Source organism: Acinetobacter legionensis (assembly GCF_048552295.1).
In the GTDB taxonomy this organism is placed as follows: domain Bacteria; phylum Pseudomonadota; class Gammaproteobacteria; order Pseudomonadales; family Moraxellaceae; genus Acinetobacter.
This window is the reverse complement of sequence record NZ_JBIMCW010000002.1, coordinates 17,855-42,014: the sequence shown is the minus strand read 5'-3', so window position 1 is coordinate 42,014 and position 24,160 is coordinate 17,855. Positions and strand designations below refer to the sequence as shown.

The following is a 24,160-nucleotide window of genomic DNA, read 5'->3' as shown; positions in this document are numbered from 1 at the left end:
CAATCTCAAAAATGCAAGCGAATTATCAAAATGATTTAATGTTCGTATCCAACTATAAATTCTGCATTCGTTCTCGTAGCAAAGGTAAGTGTCGACGGCTGACGGCCAAACGTTCTTCTAATTCACGGCATCGTGCTTGGTACTGGCCAGAGGACACCATCTCCAACCCGTCTAAATAATCTAGTGAAATTAGAGCATTACGATGAATACGAATAAATCGGTCTGCAAACTCTGTTTCTAAATCTTTAAGCGTTTCATCAATAAGTACACTGCCATTTTTGTGACGTACAGTGACATATTTTTGATCTGCTAAAAAATAGTAAATATTTTCAACAGGAATGAGCTCCAAACCCCGATAGGTTTTTGCAGCAATTTGCTGCCTTTGCACTTTTTCGTCCATGAGTTCTTTTTTTTCTAAGTTAGTTAATTGAGCTTGGGTCAGTTTAGTAACACCCTCCAAAACCGTTTCCAATTCGTCCTTGGCAATGGGTTTTAATAAATATCCTTGGGCTTGAGATTGAATGGCTTGCAAAGCATGTTCATCAAATGCCGTACAAAATACAATTGCGGGCATAGGATTAAAGTGTGCTAAATGCTGCGCACAGCTTAAACCATCCATTTCTGGCATCTGAATATCGAGCAACACAACATCTGGCTCAAACTGCTGAACCATTTCTAATGCCTGTTTACCATGTTGCGCTGTTGCAATAACTTGATGCCCAAGTTGCGACACCAATCGTGATAAGCGGTCCACTGCAAGCGGTTCATCATCACAAATCAGGATGTCCATTGCTCCTCCTTACCAAAATACATCATATTTATTTTAATGAATTTCCCAATCATCTATTTTTATACTGATATTGAATTACCATTGTAAATAATCCATTCCCTGCATAATTTCGAAAATAAACAGAATCGCCAAAATGTGCTTTTAAACGCTGTTTTACATTTTCTAAAGCAATTCCATGCCCTTCTCGCACTTTTATTCTATCTTGTAAAAATGGGTTGGTAATGACTATGTTGACTTGATTTTGCAATATTTCAACCAGTATCCCGATCTTGGCATCGATAATCTTTTTCTCTACCCCGTGAAAAATACTATTTTCAATTAAAGGCTGTAAGGTTAATAAGGGAATTTTGACCTGATCTAATAACAAAGGTTGTTGGATATTCCATTCCACATTTAAACGATCACCTAAACGAATCTGCTCTATTGCAATGTATTGTTGAGATAATTGTATTTCTTCTTTTAGGCTGACCAACTTTAACTCTTGAAAACTTGCTCTAAACAATTTAGATAAATCTATCAGCATTTGTTCAGCTTTATCAGGATCAATTGCAATTAAACTCACCACACTATTTAAACTATTGAATAAAAAATGGGGATGAATTCGGGCTTGCATGGCCTGAATACGCGCATTGAGTTCACTATTTTGCTGTAATACAGCTTGTTCGCGTATATACAGGTAACGTAAACAAAATGCGCCCAGCAATACCCCATAACTGACATGCAAAATAAGATTATGTGAAATGTCAGTTATGGAAATATTTTGTAAAGAAAAATGCGTTCCCCAATAATGAATAATATTTAAAACCAGCGTTGTGCACAGCACGATCACCTGTAAAAGTATAAAACTGAATATTGAAATAGATAAATAGGTATACTGCGATAGCCTTTTTTCAAATACATCCTGAAAAGCCGCAAAAGCCAATAATACCCAATTAATATATAAAATATATTCTAAAACATGCCAAAGGTTTAAATTGCCCCATGATTGTGCTTCTGCCAGGGCTAATAAAAAAGCCAACACATTACTAGAGATAAACAATTCGAATAAATACTTACGATGGCCCATTTTGCTAAAAAAATAAGACTGATAAAAACCACGCCCAGATTTTATTGACGAATGATTGCGCTTTACTTCGGCAAGTGAGGCTGAATTTGTTATACTGCGTTTAGTTCTACTGCTTTTTTTCCTACTGAGCCGATATGACCACATCTTCTAATTCCTCTAATCCGTCACAAGCCCAAACTTCAGGCATGTGGGGCGGTCGTTTCTCTGAAGCTACTGATGCTTTTGTTGCTGAATTTACTGCATCGGTTCAATTTGACCAACGTTTTTATAAACAAGATATTGCTGGATCTATCGCACATGCGACTATGTTAGCAAAAGTTGGTGTCCTTACAGAACAAGAACGTGATGACATTATCAATGGTTTAAACACAATTAAAACTGAAATTGAAGCAGGTCAATTTGAATGGCGCATTGATTTAGAAGATGTGCACATGAATATCGAATCTCGTTTAACTCAACGTATCGGGATTGCAGGTAAAAAATTGCATACTGGTCGTAGCCGTAATGACCAAGTTGCCACAGACATCCGTTTATATGTTCGTGACGAAATTGATGCGATTTTAACTTTACTGGAAAAATTACAAAAAGGCATCTTGGGCTTAGCAGCGAAGAATACTGACACCATCATGCCTGGCTTTACCCATTTACAGACTGCACAACCTGTGACTTTTGGTCATCATTTGATGGCGTGGTTTGAAATGTTGGTGCGTGACTCTGAGCGTTTAATTGACTGCCGTAAACGTGTCAACCGTATGCCTTTAGGTTCAGCTGCGCTTGCTGGAACAACGTATCCTATTGATCGTGCTTATACTGCGGAATTGTTAAACTTTGAAGCCGTTGCTGAAAATTCTTTAGATGCGGTATCTGATCGTGACTTTGCGATTGAATTCAATGCTGCTGCATCTTTAATCATGATGCATTTATCACGTATGTCAGAAGAAATGATTCTTTGGACTTCTGCACAATTTAAGTTTGTGAATATTCCTGACCGCTTCTGTACTGGCTCATCTATCATGCCACAAAAGAAAAACCCAGATGTTCCTGAACTGATTCGTGGTAAAACTGGCCGTGTCTATGGCGACTTAATGAGCCTGCTCACCCTCATGAAAGGTCAACCTTTGGCCTATAACAAAGACAACCAAGAAGACAAAGAGCCTTTGTTTGATGCCATTGATACAGTGCGTGGTTCATTGATGGCTTTTGCAGATATGATTCCTGCACTTGTACCGAATATTGAAATCATGCGTGAAGCGGCTTTACGTGGTTTCTCTACTGCAACAGACTTGGCTGATTACCTTGTAAAAAATGGCGTTGCTTTCCGTGATGCACATGAAATCGTAGGTAAAGCCGTGGCGTTAGGTGTGCAAGAATCGAAAGATCTTTCTGAGTTAAGCCTTGAGCAATTACAACAATTCTCAGATTTAATTCAAGCAGATGTGTTTGAAAAAGCATTAACCCTTGAAGCATCTGTCAATGCGCGTAATCATATTGGTGGTACTGCGCCGGCACAGGTTGCTACTGCAATTGAACGCGCTTATATCCGTTTAGAAAAACTTTATGCATAAGGAGTTTTGATATGAGTCGACAAGTATTTTGCCGTAAATATCAAAAAGAGTTAGAAGGTTTAGACTTTGCACCCTTTCCAGGTCCAAAGGGTCAAGTGATATTTGACACAGTTTCTAAACAAGCTTGGCAAGAATGGTTAAAACACCAAACCACGTTAATCAATGAAAAACGTTTAAACGTGTTTGAACCAGATGCAAAAAAGTTTTTAGAAGAACAGCGTGAAAAATTTTTGGATAATGATCAATCACTGGAAATGGCGGAAGGCTTAAAGCCTGAGTAATAACCAAAGCCTCACAAGGCAAAAATCCTAAAGTGATGTGCTTCTTATGCCCATCTAAAAAATCCCCGTCAGGGGATTTTTTTATTGCTTCATCGTACAAGATGACGCGATCACATGAGCTTATAAATTTAATCGTATGTAACGTGGGCTCGACCTTATTACACCTTTAACTTATTGAAAAAAATAATCTTGGCGGAGTCTTGCTGAGCTTTCATCCAATTTCTGGATCAGCCTGCGGCTCGCCCTACTTTTGTTTCGATATGAGGAGTTAAGCTCCGCAAGGGTAACCATCTTGCGCAGCTACATCGCTGCTCACCGCAAAACTCGTCGACCACCAGCAACTCATTCAATGAATCGCAGAAACAACTCTTTATCAATGAAGTCCTGCCTCAGACAGTTGCGAATGACGTTTCCGAGTATCATATTTCATCAAGAGTTTTATATCGAACTCAGGTTATGTATTGTTGGTATATCTCCATGCATAAAAAAAGGAGTCTTGGAGACTCCTATAAACTTTAAATACTTCAGTGGGTACATGCTGTGCAATCAATATACAGAGATGTTATTGCGTAATATTGACCAAAGATACCGAAAATACTGACCAATCACGACAAATTATAATTTTTACAGCACACATCCCGTTCGTTTAACTCAATTTTCAAACTGATCAGAAAACACAATGTCGCTCACCAAACAACATCCAAACTAAGCTACAGAATCGTTCAGCTTATCTGTATTTTCTTCAACCAATAGTGGTTTTTTCTCTACCCATTTGGCTGGAAAATATTTTTCTATGCTGGATGATAACCAGTTTGCGATTGGCTGAGGCAATTTCACACCTAAAGGATTCTGTTCTTGCAAATCCGCAGAAGAAATCACCCGTGTCCCCATCAGGTAATCAAACCAAGGCTTGGTGACACACCAGTTCGCATCTTGATTCGAGTTCATGTGGTGATCATAATGCCAAGGAATTTTCTTCATCGCCCACTCAGGCTCTAAATGTGCACGGCGATGGATATAATAATAATTACATGCACTATAAATAGATGCCGCAACCATTCCTTTCGAAATTGGGTAGAAAATCAAACTTGCCGCACCAGCGACGACCGCCAAAGAAACGATTTCATTCTTGGTTCGCCAATTTGAAATCCCTTCTACATAGCCATCATCATGAAAATCCTGTTTACGAACTTCACGATGGTGTTCCCAATGTGATTTCATACTGCGTGGCACTGGACTAAAACGTGGTTTTCCTGGGCGATGTTGACCATGTAAAATATAGTTATGCGCAACCCATTCAAAACCATTTGCGACGACCAATCCAACTAAAAAACCTTTTAACATATTTAATCCCTCTTGCTTATTGTGAATATAAAACATGCTGGGAAATAGGTATTGACATCAAAAAGTGTTTTCATTGACAAATTACGACAAATTAAAATAGTATCGACAAATCCACTTGAATCCACTCAGCGGCGCTTGTTTGTCTTATTTAAACTCGTTTAAAATAGTAGGATGCTTAAACTACAGCTGACGTAGATCACACAATAACAAGATGTGTAAATGATGCAATTAAAGGACTATGCTGGCTCCGTATATGGGGGGCTTGGACAATTACTCTATACTTTTAGTGAAGCTAAAGGTCTAAAGATTTCATCCAAATTACAACAGGTTCAAAATGTTGAACGCTTTGAATATACCGTTTGGCGTGAGATTTTGGATGACATACAAGCGCAAGTACAAAGCCCAGCTTTGGGTCTAGACATCTCTAAACATGTACAACCTAAACATATTGGCATCATTGCCTATATTGCACAATCTTGTGACACGCTCGGGGAGGCACTTACCCGTTATCATGATTTTCATCGATTGATTTATGATGGAAGCCCACTCAAGGTTGAATATTATGATGAACAGCACATCTCAGTCCGCTGGGAAAATCTACCTACGCATTTAACCACTCAAATTACTGATGAAATTGCGATGGCTGTATTGATTCAGTTTTTAAGACAATTTATATCAGATGACATCAGTCTCTATCAGGTTAATTTTATTCATCATCAACCTAAAAATGGAATGGTGTATCAAGCGTTCTTTAAGTGTCCTGTGCTCTTTCAACAAGAAAAGGTCGAACTGATTTTTCCCATTAGCGCACTCGCGATTTCCTTTAAACGCAGTGATCAAACTCTGCAAAAACTACTGATGCAGCAAGCGCAAGCTTTACTTGCAAGCTTGCCCAATGCCACCCAACTAGATGAGCGCTTACAACAAAGTATTTTATTGGGATTACAAAAAAATAATTATCAGATTGAAACCATTGCTAAACAACTGAATATGTCGATACGTCAGTTACAGCGTCATCTACAAAGTCAAAATACCACCTACCAACAACGTGTTCAGGATGTCCGTCAATTATTAGCCTTTCAGTATTTACAAGATCCACATTTAGGTCTACATGAAATCGCCCTGCTTCTCAGCTACTCAGAACAAAGTGCTTTCCAACGTGCTTTTAAACAATGGACAGGCTTAACACCACAACAATGGCGGATTCAGCACCGAGAATTTAAGTAATTGTGTATTAAATTTATAGCTAAAAACAGCATATTCCTCCATTCTCACGATTAGCCTCTTAAAGTTAAGATTCTGTAAAATATAATTTTTTAAAATAAAAATCAGAACATTCACCGATATTGATATGAATATTTTTTATTTGTGATTTTATTTTCATATTTTTAGACTATTATCTTTATAGAGAAAATAAAAGTTGTACCCACTCCAAGGTTATCAACTATTTAAAAATAGCCACATAACCCATTCCGTTCAAAAAAATAATTTAGGAATCAATATGAATAAATATCTCGCAGAATTTATCGGAACCTTTTGGCTGGTGTTTGGAGGATGTGGTAGCGCAATATTTGCCGCTGCTTTTCCAGAACTGGGCATCGGTTTTGCTGGTGTCGCACTGGCATTCGGTTTAACCGTACTCACAGGCGCTTTTGCTTTAGGGCATATCTCAGGCGGGCATTTTAACCCTGCGGTAAGTGTGGGCTTATGGGTAGGTGGTCGTTTTAATGCCAAAGACTTAGCGCCTTATATTATTGCTCAAGTCATCGGTGGTATTTTGGCCGCATTTGTTTTGTATTTAATCCTACAAGGTCAGGCGGGATTCACGGGAACTGGCGGATTCGCCAGCAATGGTTTTGGTGATTTATCCCCTGGAAAATATTCTTTAGTCTCTGCTTTATTGATTGAAATCGTATTAACCGCCTTTTTCTTAATTGTTATTCTCGGTTCAACAGACAAACGTGCACCTGCTGGCTTTGCTCCGATTGCCATCGGTTTAGCACTTACTTTGATTCACTTAATTAGTATCCCTGTCACCAATACTTCAGTTAATCCAGCCCGTAGTACCGCTGTGGCTTTATTTGCTGAAACAGCAGCACTGAGTCAATTATGGTTATTCTGGGTAGCACCAATTGTCGGTGCAATCATTGGGGCACTGATTTATAAGGTTGTGGGTAATGAGCCTCAATCCTAAATAGATTTTCAATGTAAAAAAATCCTGCTTCGGCAGGTTTTTTACTTATAAGCGAATGACTTAGAAAGCAATTGATTAGAAAATCATTTAAAAATAAGGATAGTCTTTAAAGAAATGGATTTTCTATTTCGCCTTCACTTTGACGCGCGAGCTGTTCTGGTAGATCACTTTGCTTCTCTAAACTTGCCACCACATCATTGAGATAGCTTTGTAAAAGCTTAGCCGCTTTTAAGCCTGCTTGATCTTTGGTGATCTGTAAGTTGCCATAAATACTGACACAGTCAGTTTGATTTTCTAAGGTTAAATCATGAATTGAATGTGATTCGGTGCCATTCTCAAACGGTTTAAACATTTTTAATTTTCTCAATTTTTTTCGATCTTATTCACAGTATAAATAGATTCTCAAAAGATACTGCACCATCTGCGCTGAATTATTTCAAAATTTGTAAAATATATTGCAACAACGCTTCAACCAATTGTTTCACCAAGGCATCTTTGGTTTCAGGATCGACTTTCGGCAATTGCATATCCGATGTAGCTGTTGAACCACTTTTGGGTTGGAAGTGCTTTTGCAGTGCAGTGATTTTATCCTGACTGACCTCTTCTGCACATTGGCTTTCCGCATCCCAATGTGAATATTCAATTTCTTTATTGACCTTGACCTGCTTTGCGTTCAAAGGCAATTTATACGTATTGCGCTTTTGTTCTTCGGTCAGTTGTGGAAATAAATTCATTCCCAACTGCTCTTCTAAATAGCATACGCTGACCACTTTAACCTGAAGTGAATCATTATTTGGCGCATAGTACGCACCAATGATCCCATGTTTAGGCAAGTAAATCGCTTTGTAGATTGCGGTTGGAACAATCACCCCCTTTCCAATGGTTTTTAGTTTTTTTCCTGAAAAGACTGGGCCAGTAACCACATACACATCTTTCTTTTGCTTGGTCACAATTGCACGAGTTGCTTCTTCTAACTCACGCCAAACTTGTTGGTTATTTTTAGCAGCTTGCGGGACCATATTGGCTAAAGAAAAGCTGTCGAACTGTGATTCTTTATTGGGCATATCGGCATTGGGTGACATATGACCACGGTCATAGCCTGAACCACGATAATCCGATAATAATGCACGATGTGTAACGTTTACACGTGGCTCTTCGTGGAAATTATCTTCACGTTTAATCTTTTGGCTTAAGCGCTGTGGAGATAAATATTCTGCTGTCCATAACGGCGTTTTTGAAATCCCCGAATACATCACATTAAACCCATTAAAACATAAGGGATAACTGTTTTTCTTTAAACTTTCTTTGATTAGAACAGGTGGTTGCTCTCGATAGAACTGATTTAAACACACAGAGTTATTGGTACTACTTTGGGTAAACGGCAGTAACTGAAAAATTTTCTCTTGGCCAAACGCAATCGCAAAACTTCCAGTAGCAACAACACCCAAAACCATTTTAACTACTGAATTTTTCAACAAAGGCTTCCTAAACAAGGTTAAATAAACAATCCACTCAAAACCCTTACAGATTAAGTTTTTGAATTTAAATAGCTTAACAAGTCAATAAACTGAAAGATATTGTGTCGACCTTCAACCGAGTAAAGCTTCTACGATTTATGCTTAACTAAACAACATTCCATGTAACAATTTATTGTTTATTTCATAAAAAATGCTAGAAAATCAAATATCTTACAGATGCTTTATCGCACTTGTGATCATGATTATGTCATGTTGCGCAGTGTTGTTCGACAGCCTTGCGACACAATTTGTCGTATAGGATCGTTTTATGCGGATGTCTCATGATTTGCTGGGGAGAATTGAATGATAAAAGCATTCAAACTGAGCATTCTAAAGGATTTGATACTGTGTCAGTGTAATATCAGCCCATAAAACCCATGGGCAAAAAAAAGCCAGAATGACTTCTGGCTTTTGATTGATATGAATTTAGATTTCGATCTGGCTGCCCATTTCCACCACACGGTTTGGCGGGATTTGATAGAAATCACTCACCGGACTGGTATTACGTTGCATTGAAATAAAAAGTTTTTCACGCCATGGCGCCATTCCATCACCCACGGTATGAATCAAACGATCACGTGAGATGAAGAAGCTGATATGCATCATGTCAAATTCAACTTCAAGCTGCTTATAAGCCAACTCTAGCGCGTTTGGAATATCAGGTTGATCCTTAAAGCCATAGTAAACAAAAACCCGTTGGAAGCGCTTATCTAAGACTTCAACACGGATTCTTTCTTGGTCTGGCACATACGGAACATCACGGGTAATCACTGTCACCATGATATTGCGTTCATGCAGGACTTTATTGTGCTTGATATTGTGCAACATCGCATGTGGGACAATATTTGGGTTACCAGTTAAGAATACCGCTTGACCGGGTACAAACTGAGTTTCATCACTCAAGCTGACACTTTTAATAAAGAGATCCAACGGCAAGGCATCTTTTTCCAAACGGTTAAAGACAATTTCTCGCCCTGTTTTCCACGTCATCAGAATAGTAAATACGATTGCACCGATCAGGATCGGAACCCATCCACCTGAAATGATTTTTAATGAAGTTGACCCAATAAAAATACTATCAATCACTAAAAATGGGATCGCGAATAATGCCACTTTCCACTTTGGCCAACGCCAAAAACCATAGGCCAAGATTGAAATCAAAATCGTATCGCATAGCATGGTCATGGTAACCGCTACACCATAAGCATTGGCAAGATTGGCACTGTTTTGGAAAATCACAATCAACAAAAGAATCGAGACATAGAGTATCCAGTTGATAAAGGGCAAATAAATCTGACCTTGTTCCACATCAGAAGTGTGATGCACAGTTAATCTTGGCAAATAGCGTAGCTGAATGGCTTGGTTTGCCATTGAAAACACACCAGTAATCACCGCTTGTGAGGCAATCACCGCTGCCGCTGTAGCTAAGGCAATCATGGGGTATAAGCCCCACTCAGGTACAAGCAAATAGAATGGGTTTTCAATCGCACTTGGATTACGCAGTAATAACGCACCTTGCCCTGCATAATTTAATAGCAGACAAGGCAGCACAATGATAAACCAGCCTAAACGAATCGGCAGTCGTCCAAAATGCCCCATATCTGCATAGAGTGCTTCACCACCCGTCACCGTCAAAATCACCGCACCCATGGTTAAAAAAGCCACAAAGGGTTGGTGAAAAATAAAGTTCAGTGCCCAATGTGGACTGAGCATGCTTAAAACATAAGGAGTTTGGCTAATACTATGAATACCGATTAGACCGATAGAGGCAAACCAAGTTAGAGTGATTGGACCAAAAAACTTACCCATGGTTCCCGTACCATGTCTTTGCACCAGAAACAGTGCGGTAAGAATGCCGATTGCTAAAGGCATCAGCCATTTATTAAACATAGGTGTTGCAATACTCAGCCCTTCAATGGCTGAAAGTACTGAAATTGCCGGGGTAATAATGCCATCACCGAAAAACAGCGATGCGCCAATAAATCCCAAGGCAATTAAGTAGATTTTGCGATTATCTGCGATACGATTAGATCGTAAGTTCAGCGCCAGCAAGGACATGATACCACCTTCACCATTGTTATCTGCTCGCATGATAATGGTGACATATTTAAAGCTGATGGTGAGCATCATGCACCAGAAAATCAGTGACAAGATCCCAAGCACGGTCGCTTCGGTGATGGCAATGTGTGCAGTCAGAAAACATTGGCGTAGGGCGTACAAGGGACTGGTTCCGATGTCTCCAAATACCACCCCTAATGCTGCGAGTGTGATCGCAGGTAACGCGGCTTTTTTTGCAGTACTTTGCATAGATTCGTCTTCAAAAATTTAGACACTATTTTTGCGCAATCATATCACTGTGAAATTTTTTTTGCTCTAAATCAATTGTTGCTTGGCAGAAATCTTTTTTTTGGTTATTATCCCACGCCTTGGTGAAGTGTCCGAGTGGCTTAAGGAGCACGCCTGGAAAGTGTGTATACGTTTATAGCGTATCGAGGGTTCGAATCCCTCTTTCACCGCCAAATTCAATTCTTATGGAATCTCGTAAGGTCTAAAAAAGCTTAAATCTAAAGGATTCAGGCTTTTTTTACATCTCATACAATCTACTTGATCTATTGAAAGCTTGATATAGTTGGGGGTATAACTGGGGGGTATAATCTTTCACCCTTAAAATTATACCCCCAATTCTGCGGAATCATTACCATGCTTACAGATGCTCAAGTCAGAAAAATAAAGCCCTCAGAAAAGAAAACCAAATACGCTGATGAAAAAGGCATGATGATGCTTTGCCCTTTTTCATTCTGTGCCATGTAACTGACATCGGAGGATTCAATCCGCCAATCCATGCCTGCTTGTTGTGCCCAGACGTCAATCGGTTGGTTTTGTGTCAGTTGATTGCCGAGTCCATGCCAAGGGGTTTCACCGACATACGCCATTTGTTCAAGTTGATGTGCCATGGTTTTATTCCTTTTAATTTGAAAATGAAATTTGAATCTGTATTGATACCGATCAATCTTTAATGCAGTAGATGACTTGGAAACTTCTGGTAGCAGTTGAGGCAGAAGCACAAATTTTGTTGTGGTGATGTGCTTTGTTCAGTAAATGAATTCAACACACTGCCCAACATACCTCCCAAAAACGTTCCTGCGATTCCACCAATAATCGGCGGTAGATTGAATGTCTTTGCGACTGTAGTTCCTAATGCAGCTAATGTGGTCGGTGTGACCAAATTGGATAGGGCTGTACTTGTTTGTTGCGTACTTACTTCAACCAACATCACATTCGTTGAATGACAAAAGGGACAGCTTAAGCTCATGGCTCGACTCCTTAAATTTGGGGCATAAAAAAGCCTGCACGATGGCAGGCTTGTGTCATATTTTTCATGTGATCTCAAAAGAGCTTCATGATTCTCATTAGGATGTTATGTATTTGAAATTATTTGGAATAGGATTAAGTAGAGTGTCATTATTCTATTGATTCATTTAATGAAATTTGTACGATAAGAAAAAATACAACAGTGACTTTAAAATTATGGCTCAAATTCAAATCAAGGACTTTCGTGAAAAATATGGATTCACCGAATATCAAATCAGACATGCAACTCGCTCAGGTAAATTAGAAAGAGTTTCTAAGGGGATCTTGGACGAACAACTTGCACTTCAAATAATGTTGTCTTACACAAAGCCCTTAAAAACTCTCAAGCAACAGAAAAATCCAACAACTGCACAATCAACTCAAATTCAAGATAAGCCAGAATTTTTATCTCAGGCATGGGTGAAATCTATGGTTGCACCTGCGAGTAACAGTGGAAAAGTTTACCCTCCTGATGAGTAATCTTACAAAAATTGATTGAATGAGAAGGAGTTGGGATTTTCTCCTCCTCATACATATTGTACGTACGCATTGTATTTAAAGCTGATAGAGATCAAGGAGTGTTGTATCAACATCGTTTGTAAAAATAATAATTTCAAAATTGACACGACTTGTCAGACAAATTTATTTAAATACAACCAATCCCACTATTTCATACACATTATGGCACGAGTAATTTCTCAAAAATTGAAAAGGTGCAAGAACTGTGGTCACAGTACATTACACCAGAAAAACACTAAACAAATGAGCTGGGTGATGCATATATTTTTATTTTGTATCACTTTAACATTTTGGTTTTGGGTTTGGCTTTTACTCTTTATTTGGCATTTATTCTCCAAACCAACTACAGCTTTATTCAACAATTGGCATTGCTCTCAATGTGGAAAGTAATTTTATTTTTGTAAGGAACCGATATGAAACAATTTCTTATTTTACCATTACTCATGGTTTCTTTTGCGACACATGCTTTATGTGAAAATGAAAGAAATCATGGCAATACCATTTCAATCAATAATTGCTATGACAAAGAAGTTAAAAAGTCTGACCCAAAAATCATGCAAGTTTATAGCAGTTATAAAAATACGTTAAACGTAAATGAGCAAAAACAATTGCTTGATCTTCAACGTACTTGGATTAGCTATAAAACAAAACAATGTAAATTTGAAGTTTCAAGCAGTGGAACAATTGCATGTCAATTGTCTTCGCAATGCATGATTAATTTAAATAACCGCAGAATCATGGAGCTTAAATACATGCAAGATTGTGGTTTAGAAAGCTCTTCTAGTTTTTGTGCAAATTACCGACCTGTTTAAACGGACAAAGTTATGAATCGTATACTTTCAATCACATTATTATTGTTTGCATCAAATACATTTGCAGAATCAACATCGCAAGACCTAGCAAAAATCAATTTCATCAAAAAAATATATGCTATGAAAATTAGCGAACAATATTTAAACATTGATATTGTTAAACAAAATTCTGCAAATGAACTAAAACAACTGATTTCACGAAGAGATGCTTTGGAACTGAAGTATTCTGGGGAAATGTGTGATTGGGTACGTAATCTACTCATTCCTGGCAATGACTCTGATGTAAAGTTAAACAAAATGAAATTTACAGTATTAGACAATGGGTTAGTCCGAGCTCAGGGCGTTAATTTTGGTGAAAAATTCCATATTGATTACCAAGTTCAATGTCATGGTCAAGCTTGTAAAATCGAGGATATTTATGATCCATATAGCTATAAAAAAGAACTCATCTCTGTCGTAACAAAAAATAAGTGTTATTAGGCAAATAAAGTAATAAGACAGTAAAAGCGATGTTTAACACCTTTACTGTCCTATCATAAAATCAAATAAATACTAAAAAACTCAAGCGACGAGTCCAGAGATATTTAAGTCACCAATTTCTAATTTGTCCGACAGCAAATCAAAAGGGACAATCCAAATTTTAGGCTGTAGCTCATCCCCTAAAGAGGTATGAATATTAAATAAAAATGGTTGCAGTGCCTGATCAAAATGAGCATGTTTAGGATAAATTAAAACGATATCTGACTGATGCCCTTGATACATATGGTTATAAGCAAACATTTGATATAAGTCACTTTGTTTTAACCCAAAGTTTTCATCGGCAACGGTATTAATTAACTTCCATTTCGTATCTAAGATGAGGTACTTTTTTCGACTTTCCTGCTGGCAAAGATATTCAATCATTAAGTCAGGTTTCAGATTAAATATTTTCTTCGTCGTTTGTCCAACGTCGTATTTCGCTAAATAATGACTTGACTTTTGTGATTCCAATTTTGCACCTTTTTCAAGCTGATTGAGTAAGCGGAATTCCACATATTTTTCAAATAACTTTTCCATCGGAAACAAAATACTTTTACCACGTTTGTTTCCTTTCACAGAAAAAGGTATTTGTTGACCTAAGATAATCTCACACCAATACTTAATTTCAGTATAGTGCGACATTAAGCGATCATTTTTCCATTGCTTAAAATCTTGCCGTACATCCTGAGCAGGCGAAACTTCGGCAAATAACAAATGGAATTTATGTGCTTTACGCCAAATGTCTGAATTTTGAGTTCGCTTACAAATACAATCAATACAAGAACGAATTAGTCTATTTTCAGCTCGATTTGCCGTAAAAATATCATGCCGAATACTAAATTCGTTCTGTTTCGTAACTGGCTTTTGTATTTGCCTGACCGTATCTAACTGCCCTCTCAGAAACAAAGTCTCTTCCTCAGTTTTTTGATAATCAAATCGAATACCAATTTGATACAGTTTTTGCAATGCCTGTAAAAACTGTAAATAAAACCATTCTGTAACTGGAACTTTAAATTGGTCAATAGAAGCCAAACCAGAATCTTTTTGAGGTAGGTTTAGGACTTGGCTCAACATTTTAATCAAAAGACGACGCGACTGTGCTCTATTGGTTAAAACGCTATCATTTTTAGGCAGTATTTCAATTTCTGTCCCGCAGGGTGTTTCAATCACTCCAACAAAATTTTGGATTTTAAGCTCAGATGTATTTTTACCCAAACTTAAAAATTGCTGACCTTGTTCTGCGAGCTCTTGATTCAATTCATATAAATATTCAAATGCGCTTGGTGTAATTTCAGCAAAATCCATTGACAGATTTTGCTGTTCTGGTTGATCTGTTTTTTTGAGCCGAGCATATTCACGTACAGTGATGTTATACATTGTATTTACTCTACTTCTAGATCAATACCTGCATAAATCGCTTTATACGCATTCAGATTATCGAATGCTTGAGTATTCACTTCCCAAATATCACGATTTGATTTCTGATTTTTAAATAACTTACTCACTTTTGAAGCATCGTATTTTTTCTTAAGCATTCCATTTTCATTTAAAACCGCATGAATGTGCTCCCAGTCATCAAAGAAATACTCTTGCAGTAATGGAATAATTTTCTGTAAGAATATTTCTCTTAAAACACTTAATTCTGGCTTATCTTTCAATGGCATGAAATAGGCATGACCTATACAGTGGTCGCGATCAAGTAAAATTTCTATACGCCGATTTAAGATATCTAGTAGGTGACCAATTTGAATACCTTTTTCTTCAGTATCAATCTGTACTTCGACACCTGATAACAGTGAAGGATTAGGTGACATTTCAATAAAAGTAAAACGACGACGTAAAGCAAGATCTAAACTTGTTAATGATCGGTCTGAACTATTCATTGTTCCAATAATATAAAGATTATTTGGTACGCTAAACTGTTCTTTTGAATACGGTAAAATTGTACTCAGCTCCTCAGTATTCCCTTGACGCTTAGAGTCCTCAATAAGAGTGATAAGCTCACCAAAAATACGTGAGATATTACCGCGGTTAATTTCGTCGATAATAAGAACAACTGGTTCAGAATTTTGACTTGGTAGTTGAATCAAAAAATCGACTAATGATGCTAATAAGCTATTATACCCATTAACAATAAATGGTTCTAAAATTGCATGTTCGCCCAAAATATTTATGACATTTTTAGAGCTTATATCTTCAATTGTAATTTTTTGATCTTTAACATTACTGAGTAAAAATTCAACTAATTTAGCTGATAATGTCACGATGTTTCCATTTGGTTTTTTTACATCAATGCAACTTCCATTTGCGCACAATATATAATGATCTTTCTTAAACTCAGCTCCGACAATATTTGCGGATTTGGCTAATGCTTTAAAAACACCAGATTGGATTTTATAAGTTAAGCTTCCATCTACTGTTTCAGCACGAATACCTTCAACAAAATCTTCATAACTGAAACTTTGATGAAAAGTCACAAATTGGATTTGACCATTATCTACATATTTTTGGAATTCTTGTTTCAGAATGTCTCGTTGCTCTGGTGCTTTGTGCGTTTCATAAAAATTAGGATCAATGATCTGTAATGCGTGATTAACAGTATGATACGTTTTACCTGTACCAGCAGGGCCAAATAAAATTTGGTTTAAAGGGCGATTATTTTGACTATGTTGCATATGTTTTTCTTCATTTTTAGCTAAATTTGAATGAGTTGATATATTTTCAGACTCATACCAGTCACAAAACTTTTCAAATTCTTCAAGTGTATCTATCTGAATATGATAAGTTTTAAAACCAACTTTCAAATATTCACTCAACGAGTTTAAACTGGAATGTCTTGAATCATTTTCGCTATATTTAGCAACTGAACCATCCTGTTTTCTAGAAAACTCAAATTGAAATACACCATTATTTTCAGGATCGACTTGGATAAAAAAACTTGCTTTTTTTCCATCAAGTACCAATCCAATTTCTCGATCATTATCATTTGTCACCAGAGTCATTTTTTGGCGACTCTTATATTTGTCAGGATATTTTACACTCAGAATTCCATCAACTTCACTTGGTGTGAGATGGCTTTGTTTGGGATGGGCCTCTACATATTTCTCTACCAAATCAAAGCTATATTCTAATAGTGATTGGGTTCCTATTTGTTGAATTAGCTGATTATATATTTCAGAATATCTAAGCTTATAATTTCCTGTCAGAAAATCGAGCATAGCTCTAGAAAAAATTGAAATTATGTTTGGTTGTTCTTGGTTTTGATATAAAAATGCAATTTTCCATTTTACAACAGGAGAAAAATCAATCTCATCTATCGCTGTTAAATTCCCAGACTGAACATACTCAATTGTCTGAATAATTCGCTTTTTAACTTCATTAAAAACACTTTCTTTACTATCACCATATTTTTCTAACCATGCATAATCATCTTGATAAATTTTACCTTTATTATTTTCAATATCGTCCGTTGCACTCCTATGATAAATACCAAATTTAAATGCCGAACCACCAAGAATATTCGCAATTGGTTTAGTTTTTCTCTCAATCCAATATGTAAAATTGTTCTGATCACCAGACTTTGAGTATTCTTCTAATGTCATTGAGCGAACTTTTTCAAGAGGCCAATTTACTAAAAATTCATCCCACAAGTTTTGTACATCGTTGAAAGCCATATTTCAATTCACTATCACTATTATTTCATTACTGACAAAATTATAAAAAACTCAGCAGACAGGTTTTGTCAAAATTACCTTTAAAACATATATTTTCAATAAAAATGTGTCATCTCTACAGTTTCAAATATCGTTTTAAGTCTTGCTCAATCTCATGTTGTAACTCAATCGGATCTTGTACCTTTACATGTGGTAGCCAAAAACGAATTGAAGATTTAATTTGATCATTGTGTGCTATTATACTTGAGACTAGTAAGTCGCCATTTTCAAATATTTGCTCAATTTTCTGTTCAGGAAATATTTGCCTTTGATTAAAATGCTCTGCAATTTCAGCATTTACTTTGAGTAATATCTGATTTTTATCATTTCCAAACCAAATACTCTCTTCATTTTCAAGCTGTTTTATAATGATCGGATCAAGAATAAATTCATCCAAGTCTAAGACTTTCTTGTAGTCATTAATTCGACTCAGTTTAAATGCACGTAATTGATATTCCTGCACTGCGGCCAAATACCAACTTCCATGATGATGTACCAATTTATAGGGCGCCACTCGTCGTTGTTTATCGTTATAGATAAACTGAAATATGCGCCTTTTTTTGATTGCGTCGCTGATTATCTTAAATAAATCTTCATATTGAGAGGCTTCTTCAAAAGAGTACCCCTTTGCGGTATAGACTTCTGATGCATGCTTATCCAACAATTCCCGAATAAATGAAATATCCAAGTTTGGATATAAACTTGCGATCCCTGAAAGTTGTGCAAAATTTTTAACATCATTTGGCGTTATTTTTCCAACATAGTGGGTCTGCAAAAAAAACTTATGTGTTTTTTCATCTTTTAAGATAGGTAAATTTGCTGCTGATAAACGATCTATGTCACGTCGAATCGTACGCTCATCAACATCAAACTCATCTTTCAGCATTTTATAGTCCAGATACTGCCCTTGATTTAACTTAGTTAGAATACTCGCTAAACGGTCAGCTAACCGAACATGATTTTTTTGCTTTTCAGACATAATAATTTGTTTCAGAAGTTCATACTGTAATTTTATCTTGAATCATTCAACATTTGGAATACATGATAAATATAACAAATTATTATTTATATCTTTTTTGAATTTAGTTTCTAATTTCGATTATGGAATATTCACTACAGCTTGATTGACTAAACCCACCCTAAAACTTATCATTCAACTGCTGGCCTACATTGCCAGTCGGTTTTAGCAGACCGTAGATCCAGCACGATATATGGAATGATTCTTGTATGTCGTGAACCCTCGTGTTCCCCCTTTGCGGTAGAACGGGAGGGGGACGCCTTGTGCGTGCTGGTTCCTTGGATCCCGGTCTGCTAACCCCCTTTCGTTCTGCCTCCATTATTTAGCAGTAATTTGGTAGAACTTCTTATAATTCCAAGGAGTCAGCCATGACTAAGCATTTTTTACTTTTATTCTTTTCTCTAAAGCCATATTGGGAACCTCCCTGTTTTTGGCAAAAATCATAGATTTCATTTCAGCTTAAATTGATCTAAAGACTTATAGGTACTTTGGACTGCCTACACGTGTCTTTAATTTGATCACTTTGCTGAATTCAGCTATTTCAAAATAATCAAAACAATAAATGGGAGAGAATCATGAAAACTCTAACTTCAATTTTAATCATCAGTTGCTCACTACTGACACTGAGTTGCGCCAGCAAGTCAGAGCGAGAATTTATCAGCGGTTGCCAATCCACAGGTATGGAACGTAGTGCATGCAAATGTGCCTACAAAAAACTCGAAAGCAAATATGGAGAAGAAGGTTTAAAGAACAACCTATACACACTAAGCCAGACTGAATCATTTCAATACGACTTGATGCAAAGTGGCCTGCAATGCATGAGGGAGTAAGCCATGAGAGCTATTGCAGGAATAATTTGTGTGATTGTGATCATCTGTTTTCTCGGCCTACCGTTTATTGGCTTGATGATCTTTTTTGGACTGTTCTACCTACTTCTTAAATTTGCGCTTGGGGGAAAATAAATGAATACATCAATTAAGTCTTGGCTAATCAGAGCTTACTTTATTATCGGGTTGCTGTTTGCCATCTATCAAAACTTTTGGGGCCAACAAAGCTATAAATCATTTGCCTATCACTTAGGGCAAGGTGTTATTTGGCCAGCGGTCATGTTCCCATCCGTGGGTAAATTCATTGGTGGAGTACTTATTCTTTTAATCATCGGTGGCTTAGTCCTTCGGTCTAAATAAATTCCAATCTAAAAATATTTATAGGATTTTCTCATGAAAAAATTCACATTAATGGCATTCATACTATGCATGTATTCCACATCTCAAGCGGCGCCCAATATCTGGCAAGATAATTTTGCACAAGGCTTTAGTTTGTATTCCCTCCAAAATAGTCAAAATCAAAAATTGACCATTTCATGCAACAGTGGCGGTGTTTTAAACGTTGATCACTCAGTGGAACTCTCAACTGGAAGTAAAGCGTATGCAAGCTTTAACAAGCAATCATCTTTCAGCTTTATCATTGATGGAAAAGCACTTGAAGTACCCAATGAAACACGATCCAGACTGAATGGAAATGATTGGGATAAACTTATCGCTCATCTAGGAAAAGCCAAAAAAATTGATGTTTTTATTAACAATAAAAAAATGGCTTCGTTCATATCTACAAAAGCCAATAAAGCTTTTGCTAAAGAACTAGTTGAGACTTGTGCTTCGCTATAATTCTCAAATTTTTAATCGTTGCGCTCATTCTATTATTGCTTATATCCATGATCAAAAAAGAAATAGGCATACCTAGGCTTAAAAACCTAGGTAGCTCCACCTTAGAACGATACTGAGTCATCCATGGCAAAAACCTCAACATTATGAGTCATTACAACTGCTTATTTATTTCTGTATATGAATGGGTTGCTTATTTTCTTCATGATGTGTGAAACATTTTGTTCGTTCTAAATGAGTTTCAACGTGATCTAACTTTATAGAATATCAAAAGAATAATTACATGAAAAATCATCTGCAACTTATCTTCAATGTGATCATTATTATTGCCCTCAGTTTGTCGCCTAGTAATTTAACGCAGTGCATCTTAGTTCCCACTAAACTTCCTAAGTAGTAGCCTGATCATTTTTCTATATCATCCGGCCTAAATGCTTTACTTTATCGAGTAGCACATTACGTTTCATCGAACTTATTTCAGTATCTTTCCATGATTTTCCATTCTTCCTTTGTGGAATAATCGAAACAATATTAACAGCAATATAATGTATTTCAAAATCAATCTAAAATAGGAATAAATAATAAAATCTACCTAAGAATTTCAATAATTTAAAAATCTAATATCCAATTAATTTCTAATTTAAACCTACAACAATTCACTCCTATGTTTTTCTGACAAACAACTCTCTTGATAATCCATTATTTTAGAATTTCCTTCTAAAAAAAATTTTATTATTTTATAATCTAAATTCTTATTAATGTTTAATGAATAATAACTACCACCAACAAACCCAACCCAGTTTATACTGTACCCCTCGATTTCTTTTAAAATTTTCTGCACAATTATAGGATCATAATTAAAGAAGACGATTCTTATAGTAGAGTTCTCTGATGTCTCTAATAAATCCTCAAAATATAGTTGTTCATCATCTAACTTTTCTACTAAAAGAATATCACCTAAAGCCAAATTAGGTGCATACAAAGGAATATTTTCAATAACATATTTATCCAAACCAATCTTACGACCAAATACAATCTCTTTAGATAAAATATTATCCACATTATAATAAGGAACTATAATTTTTTCTACATCCATCTAATCAGACTCAATTAATTTAAAAATCCATTAAAAATAAAACCGATAAAATAAACATTTTATTCTAGAATATTTATTCTATTAAAATTGAACACCATTTCAAATAATAATTATCAGCAACTTCATTCAGGAACCGACTTGTAAATTATACAAATCGGTTTCTATTTATCTAACACCTCAACTATAAGTTTTGAACAGTACTATGTTGAAAACATAGAACTTGTCATACCGATTGGCGCTACGGATATGCTGGTCGGTTTCTATTTGTATAGCGCCCAACTACTCATCGCAAACAGCTTTTGATAAAAACACTTCACTAAACCTCAGCACAGTAAAACTAATAATAGATCTATATAAAAACTCTTTGTTTCAACCTATAACATTGTTTAATGCTTTTCAGCTTATCTAAACTTGATCGCTTACTTGTACGCTAGCTTGAGCGGTAACTTGATCGCTTAGAATTGCATCGAGTCATATGTCCATAGCACAACCAAACCCGCTATTTAACCCTAACACTATCGGCGAAATAAAAAACAATCCTTTATCTCATTTCAGTTGGCATCACTACATCCGCAGACTGACACACCTCTTGCCACTTGAGTTTAAAATCATCAATCGCTTTTTGTCGGGTTAAAGGTATCTGATAAATCGGTACACCCTTTGCATCGTCAATTATACCTTTTAACAATACCTGTTCTTTTGCAGACAATGCTTCAGGATTAAAATCAACATCATCCAACGATAAACCGTTTTGACGTAACTGCATTAACATTTCGGAGGTCTGTTCAAGTAACTGACATTCTTTAGGAGCTTCAGCATGTGCGACAGAAAAAAATAATAATAAAATACTGAATCGTTTCATTCTCAATTGTTCTAGTTTTTACTTAGCTTAGTTATACGATATTTGAGCTATTTTTTGAAGCAAATAGATACATATCCACTCAACTAAAAAGACAATTGACTATTTCAATTCCAACTTTCTTGAATTAGTATCAAGTGAAAAGAACTTCTAGCACGATTCAAAGGAGGTGAAATACAAAATAAAAATCATATAGATGTAACGTTCTCTTAAGATAATCATGATGCGGTACTTATTAGCGATTCAAACAAGTTAAAAGCATAAAACTGCTATTCGGGAGTGACAATGAATAACAGCGCCAATTATGTAAGACAAGTCAAAAATGCTAAACGTGGTGGATACACCCCAACTATTGCCAAAGATGTAAATAAGCATAAAATTCAGAAAGCTATCCAATTGATTGAGCAATGGAGAAAACTCGCAAACGAATTGAAACCCCAAATGCAAATAGATATGGCAATCACCCTAGAAGAATGCGCACAAGATCTGGATCATATTTTAAGGAGAAAATAAGTCTATATTTCAAAACTGATAAAGATTTATTGATTTAACCCCAAATACTCAAGGCTTACTCCTCCGTAAGCCTTTTTAGTTGGAAGCTTAAAGCGATTACTAACCGTTGCTCTAGCTATCTTTGCTTTTTTGTCTACCTGCAAGTTAAAAGCGATAAAATCCTTTGCTCTCTAAAAATCTAAGCATTCATAGCACACGACATTATCAACTTCAAACCAATACTCGATCGCTAAGACTATAAATATTAAAGATTATTCAATTGTTTATTTTTTGGCTTGCAATCTTATAAATATTCTGTAGAATTCTCGCCACGTTGCCGGCATAGCTCAGTTGGTAGAGCAACTGACTTGTAATCAGTAGGTCCACAGTTCGAATCCGTGTGCCGGCACCATTTTTACTTAGCCTCGCTTTTTTAGTGAGGCTTTGTTGTTTTTGGCTTAGGCATTTTCTTATAATTTTTGATCTGCTTGATCTCATCACAAATAATAAAAATTATGTTTTGACCGCGCTGAGCTGTATATATCGAACGATTCCCTCTTCAAATAACCTTTGACAAAGTTTTGCGGTCATTTGTATTTTGATTTGATCTAGCCCTCCACGCTCCGTTTTTGCTCTTGTCGCAATATATTGACTAAAGCCAGCCAATACGGCTGTGGATAGATCTTCAATCACGATTTGCTCAAGACCATGCTGTTGCAGCGTATGATTGATTTGGGCCGTAGTCATCAGTGCTTTTAAATCGACATCAGCGGCTTTAAGTAGCCATTTGTATTTCATTTTTTGTTTTGAATTTAAAACTGTGTCTGAAAGCATCAACGTATGAAAACCCAAACGACCTTTTGAATTTAAAATTGGAACAACTGAATTTAAAAATAAGTTTAAATCGCTGTGGTAAGCCGCATCAATACACAACACCACATCAAAAGGTGGCGTCAATAAAAGCGCATTTAAATTTAAAAAAGATTGGCAGTGAATCGCCCTAATCTGCGGGAGTTGTTTTTGAATTTTATCGACACACTGTTGTTGTAACTCAACCGCTTCTAAATCTTGAATTTGGTAGTGTTCTAACCAGTATTTTAAACTGGCACCTTGACCACAACCTAGGTCTAGTACCCGATCATGTTGTTTAAGCTGTACCGCTTGTGCAAGACGTTCAGCAAGTTGCTGACAGGCTTGAGGGTAAGAGGATGTAGCCTCATCCCAATACCCTAAGTTGGTCCAAGCACATTCAGCGTCATCTCCTAGCATTTTTGCATCGATTGCATATTTATGTTTTGGAAGTTTTTGCTGAATCGCTTGAAGCCATTTCATTTTAAATCATTCACTTATTCAGTTATGAATT

The 24,160-nt window shown here is 36.4% G+C and carries 24 protein-coding genes, 2 tRNA genes and 2 pseudogenes; 13 read left to right on the top strand and 15 right to left on the bottom strand.

Annotated elements, in window-relative coordinates; translation table 11 throughout:
- Nucleotides 1-52 precede the first annotated feature (52 nt).
- Together ACG916_RS01705 and ACG916_RS01700 are read right to left on the bottom strand one after the other, a co-directional pair.
- Nucleotides 53-790: a LytR/AlgR family response regulator transcription factor gene (locus ACG916_RS01705; protein WP_336952391.1), complete on the bottom strand. Its 738-nt coding sequence runs from the start codon at nucleotides 788-790 to the stop codon at nucleotides 53-55.
- A gap of 49 nt (nucleotides 791-839) precedes the next feature.
- Nucleotides 840-2,000, bottom strand: a complete 1,161-nt coding sequence (locus ACG916_RS01700; protein WP_419326978.1) for a sensor histidine kinase — start codon at nucleotides 1,998-2,000, stop codon at nucleotides 840-842.
- On the opposite strand from ACG916_RS01700, the gene argH reads away from it, so the two are divergent.
- Nucleotides 1,991-3,421 carry an argininosuccinate lyase gene (gene argH, locus ACG916_RS01695; RefSeq protein ID WP_419326977.1) on the top strand — a complete coding sequence of 477 codons (1,431 nt, stop codon included), beginning with the start codon at nucleotides 1,991-1,993 and terminating at the stop codon, nucleotides 3,419-3,421. The two genes, ACG916_RS01700 and argH, sit on opposite strands and share 10 nt — an antisense overlap.
- Before the next feature lie 11 nt (nucleotides 3,422-3,432).
- Nucleotides 3,433-3,702: an oxidative damage protection protein gene (locus ACG916_RS01690; protein WP_419326976.1), complete on the top strand. Its 270-nt coding sequence runs from the start codon at nucleotides 3,433-3,435 to the stop codon at nucleotides 3,700-3,702.
- A 705-nt stretch (nucleotides 3,703-4,407) separates the two neighbouring features.
- On the opposite strand, the gene ACG916_RS01685 is transcribed toward ACG916_RS01690, so the two are convergent.
- Nucleotides 4,408-5,046, bottom strand: coding sequence for a sterol desaturase family protein (locus ACG916_RS01685; protein WP_336952394.1), 639 nt, complete (start codon nucleotides 5,044-5,046; stop codon nucleotides 4,408-4,410).
- A 219-nt stretch (nucleotides 5,047-5,265) separates the two neighbouring features.
- On the opposite strand from ACG916_RS01685, the gene ACG916_RS01680 reads away from it, so the two are divergent.
- Both ACG916_RS01680 and aqpZ read left to right on the top strand, forming a co-directional pair.
- On the top strand, nucleotides 5,266-6,273 hold the full coding sequence (locus ACG916_RS01680; RefSeq protein ID WP_419326975.1) for an AraC family transcriptional regulator: 1,008 nt from the start codon (nucleotides 5,266-5,268) through the stop codon (nucleotides 6,271-6,273).
- A 274-nt stretch (nucleotides 6,274-6,547) separates the two neighbouring features.
- Entirely contained in the window at nucleotides 6,548-7,240 is a 693-nt protein-coding gene (aqpZ, locus tag ACG916_RS01675) for an aquaporin Z (RefSeq protein ID WP_419326974.1), read from the top strand.
- A 106-nt stretch (nucleotides 7,241-7,346) separates the two neighbouring features.
- Here the strand turns inward: aqpZ and ACG916_RS01670 are convergent, their stop codons facing one another.
- The 3 genes from ACG916_RS01670 to ACG916_RS01660 all read right to left on the bottom strand — a co-directional run bounded on the left by ACG916_RS01670 (nucleotide 7,347) and on the right by ACG916_RS01660 (nucleotide 11,064).
- Entirely contained in the window at nucleotides 7,347-7,592 is a 246-nt protein-coding gene (locus ACG916_RS01670) for a hypothetical protein (RefSeq protein ID WP_151802451.1), read from the bottom strand.
- Between the two features lie 79 nt (nucleotides 7,593-7,671).
- Nucleotides 7,672-8,694: a DNA/RNA non-specific endonuclease gene (locus ACG916_RS01665; RefSeq protein ID WP_336952592.1), complete on the bottom strand. Its 1,023-nt coding sequence runs from the start codon at nucleotides 8,692-8,694 to the stop codon at nucleotides 7,672-7,674.
- A gap of 489 nt (nucleotides 8,695-9,183) precedes the next feature.
- Complete coding sequence (locus tag ACG916_RS01660) at nucleotides 9,184-11,064, bottom strand: potassium transporter Kup (protein ID WP_004718533.1); 1,881 nt, start codon at nucleotides 11,062-11,064, stop codon at nucleotides 9,184-9,186.
- Nucleotides 11,065-11,185: 121 nt separating this feature from the next.
- Between ACG916_RS01660 and ACG916_RS01655 the strand changes: the two genes are divergently transcribed.
- A tRNA-Ser gene (locus ACG916_RS01655) sits at nucleotides 11,186-11,276 on the top strand.
- Nucleotides 11,277-11,492: 216 nt separating this feature from the next.
- On the opposite strand, the pseudogene ACG916_RS01650 reads toward ACG916_RS01655, so the two are convergent.
- Nucleotides 11,493-11,711: pseudogene (locus ACG916_RS01650) on the bottom strand (DUF932 domain-containing protein); the annotation flags it as partial.
- A 59-nt stretch (nucleotides 11,712-11,770) separates the two neighbouring features.
- Nucleotides 11,771-12,070, bottom strand: a complete 300-nt coding sequence (locus tag ACG916_RS01645; RefSeq protein ID WP_419326973.1) for a hypothetical protein — start codon at nucleotides 12,068-12,070, stop codon at nucleotides 11,771-11,773.
- A 215-nt stretch (nucleotides 12,071-12,285) separates the two neighbouring features.
- Between ACG916_RS01645 and ACG916_RS01640 the strand changes: the two genes are divergently transcribed.
- The 3 genes from ACG916_RS01640 to ACG916_RS01630 all read left to right on the top strand — a co-directional run bounded on the left by ACG916_RS01640 (nucleotide 12,286) and on the right by ACG916_RS01630 (nucleotide 13,919).
- Nucleotides 12,286-12,588 carry a hypothetical protein gene (locus tag ACG916_RS01640; protein ID WP_419326972.1) on the top strand — a complete coding sequence of 101 codons (303 nt, stop codon included), beginning with the start codon at nucleotides 12,286-12,288 and terminating at the stop codon, nucleotides 12,586-12,588.
- A 452-nt stretch (nucleotides 12,589-13,040) separates the two neighbouring features.
- The gene (locus ACG916_RS01635; RefSeq protein WP_419326971.1) at nucleotides 13,041-13,439 is read left to right on the top strand and encodes a lysozyme inhibitor LprI family protein; all 399 of its coding nucleotides are present in this window, start codon (nucleotides 13,041-13,043) and stop codon (nucleotides 13,437-13,439) included.
- Between the two features lie 12 nt (nucleotides 13,440-13,451).
- Nucleotides 13,452-13,919: a hypothetical protein gene (locus ACG916_RS01630; RefSeq protein ID WP_419326970.1), complete on the top strand. Its 468-nt coding sequence runs from the start codon at nucleotides 13,452-13,454 to the stop codon at nucleotides 13,917-13,919.
- Nucleotides 13,920-14,000: 81 nt separating this feature from the next.
- Here the strand turns inward: ACG916_RS01630 and ACG916_RS01625 are convergent, their stop codons facing one another.
- The 3 genes from ACG916_RS01625 to ACG916_RS01615 form a co-directional block, all read right to left on the bottom strand.
- Nucleotides 14,001-15,335 carry an McrC family protein gene (locus ACG916_RS01625; protein ID WP_419326969.1) on the bottom strand — a complete coding sequence of 445 codons (1,335 nt, stop codon included), beginning with the start codon at nucleotides 15,333-15,335 and terminating at the stop codon, nucleotides 14,001-14,003.
- Nucleotides 15,336-15,340: 5 nt separating this feature from the next.
- Complete coding sequence (locus tag ACG916_RS01620; RefSeq protein ID WP_419326968.1) at nucleotides 15,341-17,632, bottom strand: McrB family protein; 2,292 nt, start codon at nucleotides 17,630-17,632, stop codon at nucleotides 15,341-15,343.
- 115 nt (nucleotides 17,633-17,747) lie between these two features.
- Nucleotides 17,748-18,650, bottom strand: a complete 903-nt coding sequence (locus ACG916_RS01615; RefSeq protein WP_419326967.1) for a helix-turn-helix transcriptional regulator — start codon at nucleotides 18,648-18,650, stop codon at nucleotides 17,748-17,750.
- A 614-nt stretch (nucleotides 18,651-19,264) separates the two neighbouring features.
- On the opposite strand from ACG916_RS01615, the gene ACG916_RS01610 reads away from it, so the two are divergent.
- From ACG916_RS01610 to ACG916_RS01600, 3 genes are all read left to right on the top strand, one after another.
- Nucleotides 19,265-19,519, top strand: coding sequence for a hypothetical protein (locus ACG916_RS01610; protein WP_419326966.1), 255 nt, complete (start codon nucleotides 19,265-19,267; stop codon nucleotides 19,517-19,519).
- Nucleotides 19,520-19,651: 132 nt separating this feature from the next.
- Nucleotides 19,652-19,876 carry a hypothetical protein gene (locus tag ACG916_RS01605; protein WP_419326965.1) on the top strand — a complete coding sequence of 75 codons (225 nt, stop codon included), beginning with the start codon at nucleotides 19,652-19,654 and terminating at the stop codon, nucleotides 19,874-19,876.
- A 33-nt stretch (nucleotides 19,877-19,909) separates the two neighbouring features.
- A complete protein-coding gene (locus tag ACG916_RS01600; protein ID WP_419326964.1) occupies nucleotides 19,910-20,356 on the top strand; it encodes a YfjT/YkfB family phage-associated protein in 447 nt (148 codons plus the stop codon).
- 324 nt (nucleotides 20,357-20,680) lie between these two features.
- Here ACG916_RS01600 and ACG916_RS01595 read toward each other — a convergent pair.
- The 3 genes and pseudogenes from ACG916_RS01595 to ACG916_RS01585 all read right to left on the bottom strand — a co-directional run.
- Nucleotides 20,681-20,874, bottom strand: a pseudogene (locus ACG916_RS01595) (IS5/IS1182 family transposase); the annotation flags it as partial.
- A gap of 122 nt (nucleotides 20,875-20,996) precedes the next feature.
- Nucleotides 20,997-21,446 (bottom strand): DUF4265 domain-containing protein, encoded by a 450-nt coding sequence (locus ACG916_RS01590; protein ID WP_419326963.1) that lies wholly within the window; start codon nucleotides 21,444-21,446, stop codon nucleotides 20,997-20,999.
- Nucleotides 21,447-21,987: 541 nt separating this feature from the next.
- On the bottom strand, nucleotides 21,988-22,308 hold the full coding sequence (locus ACG916_RS01585) for a hypothetical protein (protein WP_419326962.1): 321 nt from the start codon (nucleotides 22,306-22,308) through the stop codon (nucleotides 21,988-21,990).
- Nucleotides 22,309-22,590: 282 nt separating this feature from the next.
- Here ACG916_RS01585 and ACG916_RS01580 point away from each other — a divergent pair, with 282 nt between their 5' ends.
- Nucleotides 22,591-22,818: a hypothetical protein gene (locus tag ACG916_RS01580; RefSeq protein WP_004718547.1), complete on the top strand. Its 228-nt coding sequence runs from the start codon at nucleotides 22,591-22,593 to the stop codon at nucleotides 22,816-22,818.
- Nucleotides 22,819-23,133: 315 nt separating this feature from the next.
- Nucleotides 23,134-23,209, top strand: a tRNA-Thr gene (locus ACG916_RS01575).
- A gap of 101 nt (nucleotides 23,210-23,310) precedes the next feature.
- On the opposite strand, the gene ACG916_RS01570 is transcribed toward ACG916_RS01575, so the two are convergent.
- Nucleotides 23,311-24,129, bottom strand: a complete 819-nt coding sequence (locus tag ACG916_RS01570) for an SAM-dependent methyltransferase (protein WP_419326961.1) — start codon at nucleotides 24,127-24,129, stop codon at nucleotides 23,311-23,313.
- Nucleotides 24,130-24,160 lie beyond the last annotated feature (31 nt).

What these genes read in the sequence shown, in the direction of transcription:
- ACG916_RS01705 (WP_336952391.1), bottom strand. Translation starts at nt 790, where the DNA reads ATGGACATCCTGATTTGTGATGATGAACCGCTTGCAGTGGACCGCTTA.
- argH (WP_419326977.1), top strand. Translation starts at nt 1,991, where the DNA reads ATGACCACATCTTCTAATTCCTCTAATCCGTCACAAGCCCAAACTTCA.
- ACG916_RS01700 (WP_419326978.1), bottom strand. Translation starts at nt 2,000, where the DNA reads ATGTGGTCATATCGGCTCAGTAGGAAAAAAAGCAGTAGAACTAAACGC.
- ACG916_RS01690 (WP_419326976.1), top strand. Translation starts at nt 3,433, where the DNA reads ATGAGTCGACAAGTATTTTGCCGTAAATATCAAAAAGAGTTAGAAGGT.
- ACG916_RS01685 (WP_336952394.1), bottom strand. Translation starts at nt 5,046, where the DNA reads ATGTTAAAAGGTTTTTTAGTTGGATTGGTCGTCGCAAATGGTTTTGAA.
- ACG916_RS01680 (WP_419326975.1), top strand. Translation starts at nt 5,266, where the DNA reads ATGATGCAATTAAAGGACTATGCTGGCTCCGTATATGGGGGGCTTGGA.
- aqpZ (WP_419326974.1), top strand. Translation starts at nt 6,548, where the DNA reads ATGAATAAATATCTCGCAGAATTTATCGGAACCTTTTGGCTGGTGTTT.
- ACG916_RS01670 (WP_151802451.1), bottom strand. Translation starts at nt 7,592, where the DNA reads ATGTTTAAACCGTTTGAGAATGGCACCGAATCACATTCAATTCATGAT.
- ACG916_RS01665 (WP_336952592.1), bottom strand. Translation starts at nt 8,694, where the DNA reads ATGGTTTTGGGTGTTGTTGCTACTGGAAGTTTTGCGATTGCGTTTGGC.
- ACG916_RS01660 (WP_004718533.1), bottom strand. Translation starts at nt 11,064, where the DNA reads ATGCAAAGTACTGCAAAAAAAGCCGCGTTACCTGCGATCACACTCGCA.
- ACG916_RS01645 (WP_419326973.1), bottom strand. Translation starts at nt 12,070, where the DNA reads ATGAGCTTAAGCTGTCCCTTTTGTCATTCAACGAATGTGATGTTGGTT.
- ACG916_RS01640 (WP_419326972.1), top strand. Translation starts at nt 12,286, where the DNA reads ATGGCTCAAATTCAAATCAAGGACTTTCGTGAAAAATATGGATTCACC.
- ACG916_RS01635 (WP_419326971.1), top strand. Translation starts at nt 13,041, where the DNA reads ATGAAACAATTTCTTATTTTACCATTACTCATGGTTTCTTTTGCGACA.
- ACG916_RS01630 (WP_419326970.1), top strand. Translation starts at nt 13,452, where the DNA reads ATGAATCGTATACTTTCAATCACATTATTATTGTTTGCATCAAATACA.
- ACG916_RS01625 (WP_419326969.1), bottom strand. Translation starts at nt 15,335, where the DNA reads ATGTATAACATCACTGTACGTGAATATGCTCGGCTCAAAAAAACAGAT.
- ACG916_RS01620 (WP_419326968.1), bottom strand. Translation starts at nt 17,632, where the DNA reads ATGGCTTTCAACGATGTACAAAACTTGTGGGATGAATTTTTAGTAAAT.
- ACG916_RS01615 (WP_419326967.1), bottom strand. Translation starts at nt 18,650, where the DNA reads ATGTCTGAAAAGCAAAAAAATCATGTTCGGTTAGCTGACCGTTTAGCG.
- ACG916_RS01610 (WP_419326966.1), top strand. Translation starts at nt 19,265, where the DNA reads ATGAAAACTCTAACTTCAATTTTAATCATCAGTTGCTCACTACTGACA.
- ACG916_RS01605 (WP_419326965.1), top strand. Translation starts at nt 19,652, where the DNA reads ATGAATACATCAATTAAGTCTTGGCTAATCAGAGCTTACTTTATTATC.
- ACG916_RS01600 (WP_419326964.1), top strand. Translation starts at nt 19,910, where the DNA reads ATGAAAAAATTCACATTAATGGCATTCATACTATGCATGTATTCCACA.
- ACG916_RS01590 (WP_419326963.1), bottom strand. Translation starts at nt 21,446, where the DNA reads ATGGATGTAGAAAAAATTATAGTTCCTTATTATAATGTGGATAATATT.
- ACG916_RS01585 (WP_419326962.1), bottom strand. Translation starts at nt 22,308, where the DNA reads ATGAAACGATTCAGTATTTTATTATTATTTTTTTCTGTCGCACATGCT.
- ACG916_RS01580 (WP_004718547.1), top strand. Translation starts at nt 22,591, where the DNA reads ATGAATAACAGCGCCAATTATGTAAGACAAGTCAAAAATGCTAAACGT.
- ACG916_RS01570 (WP_419326961.1), bottom strand. Translation starts at nt 24,129, where the DNA reads ATGAAATGGCTTCAAGCGATTCAGCAAAAACTTCCAAAACATAAATAT.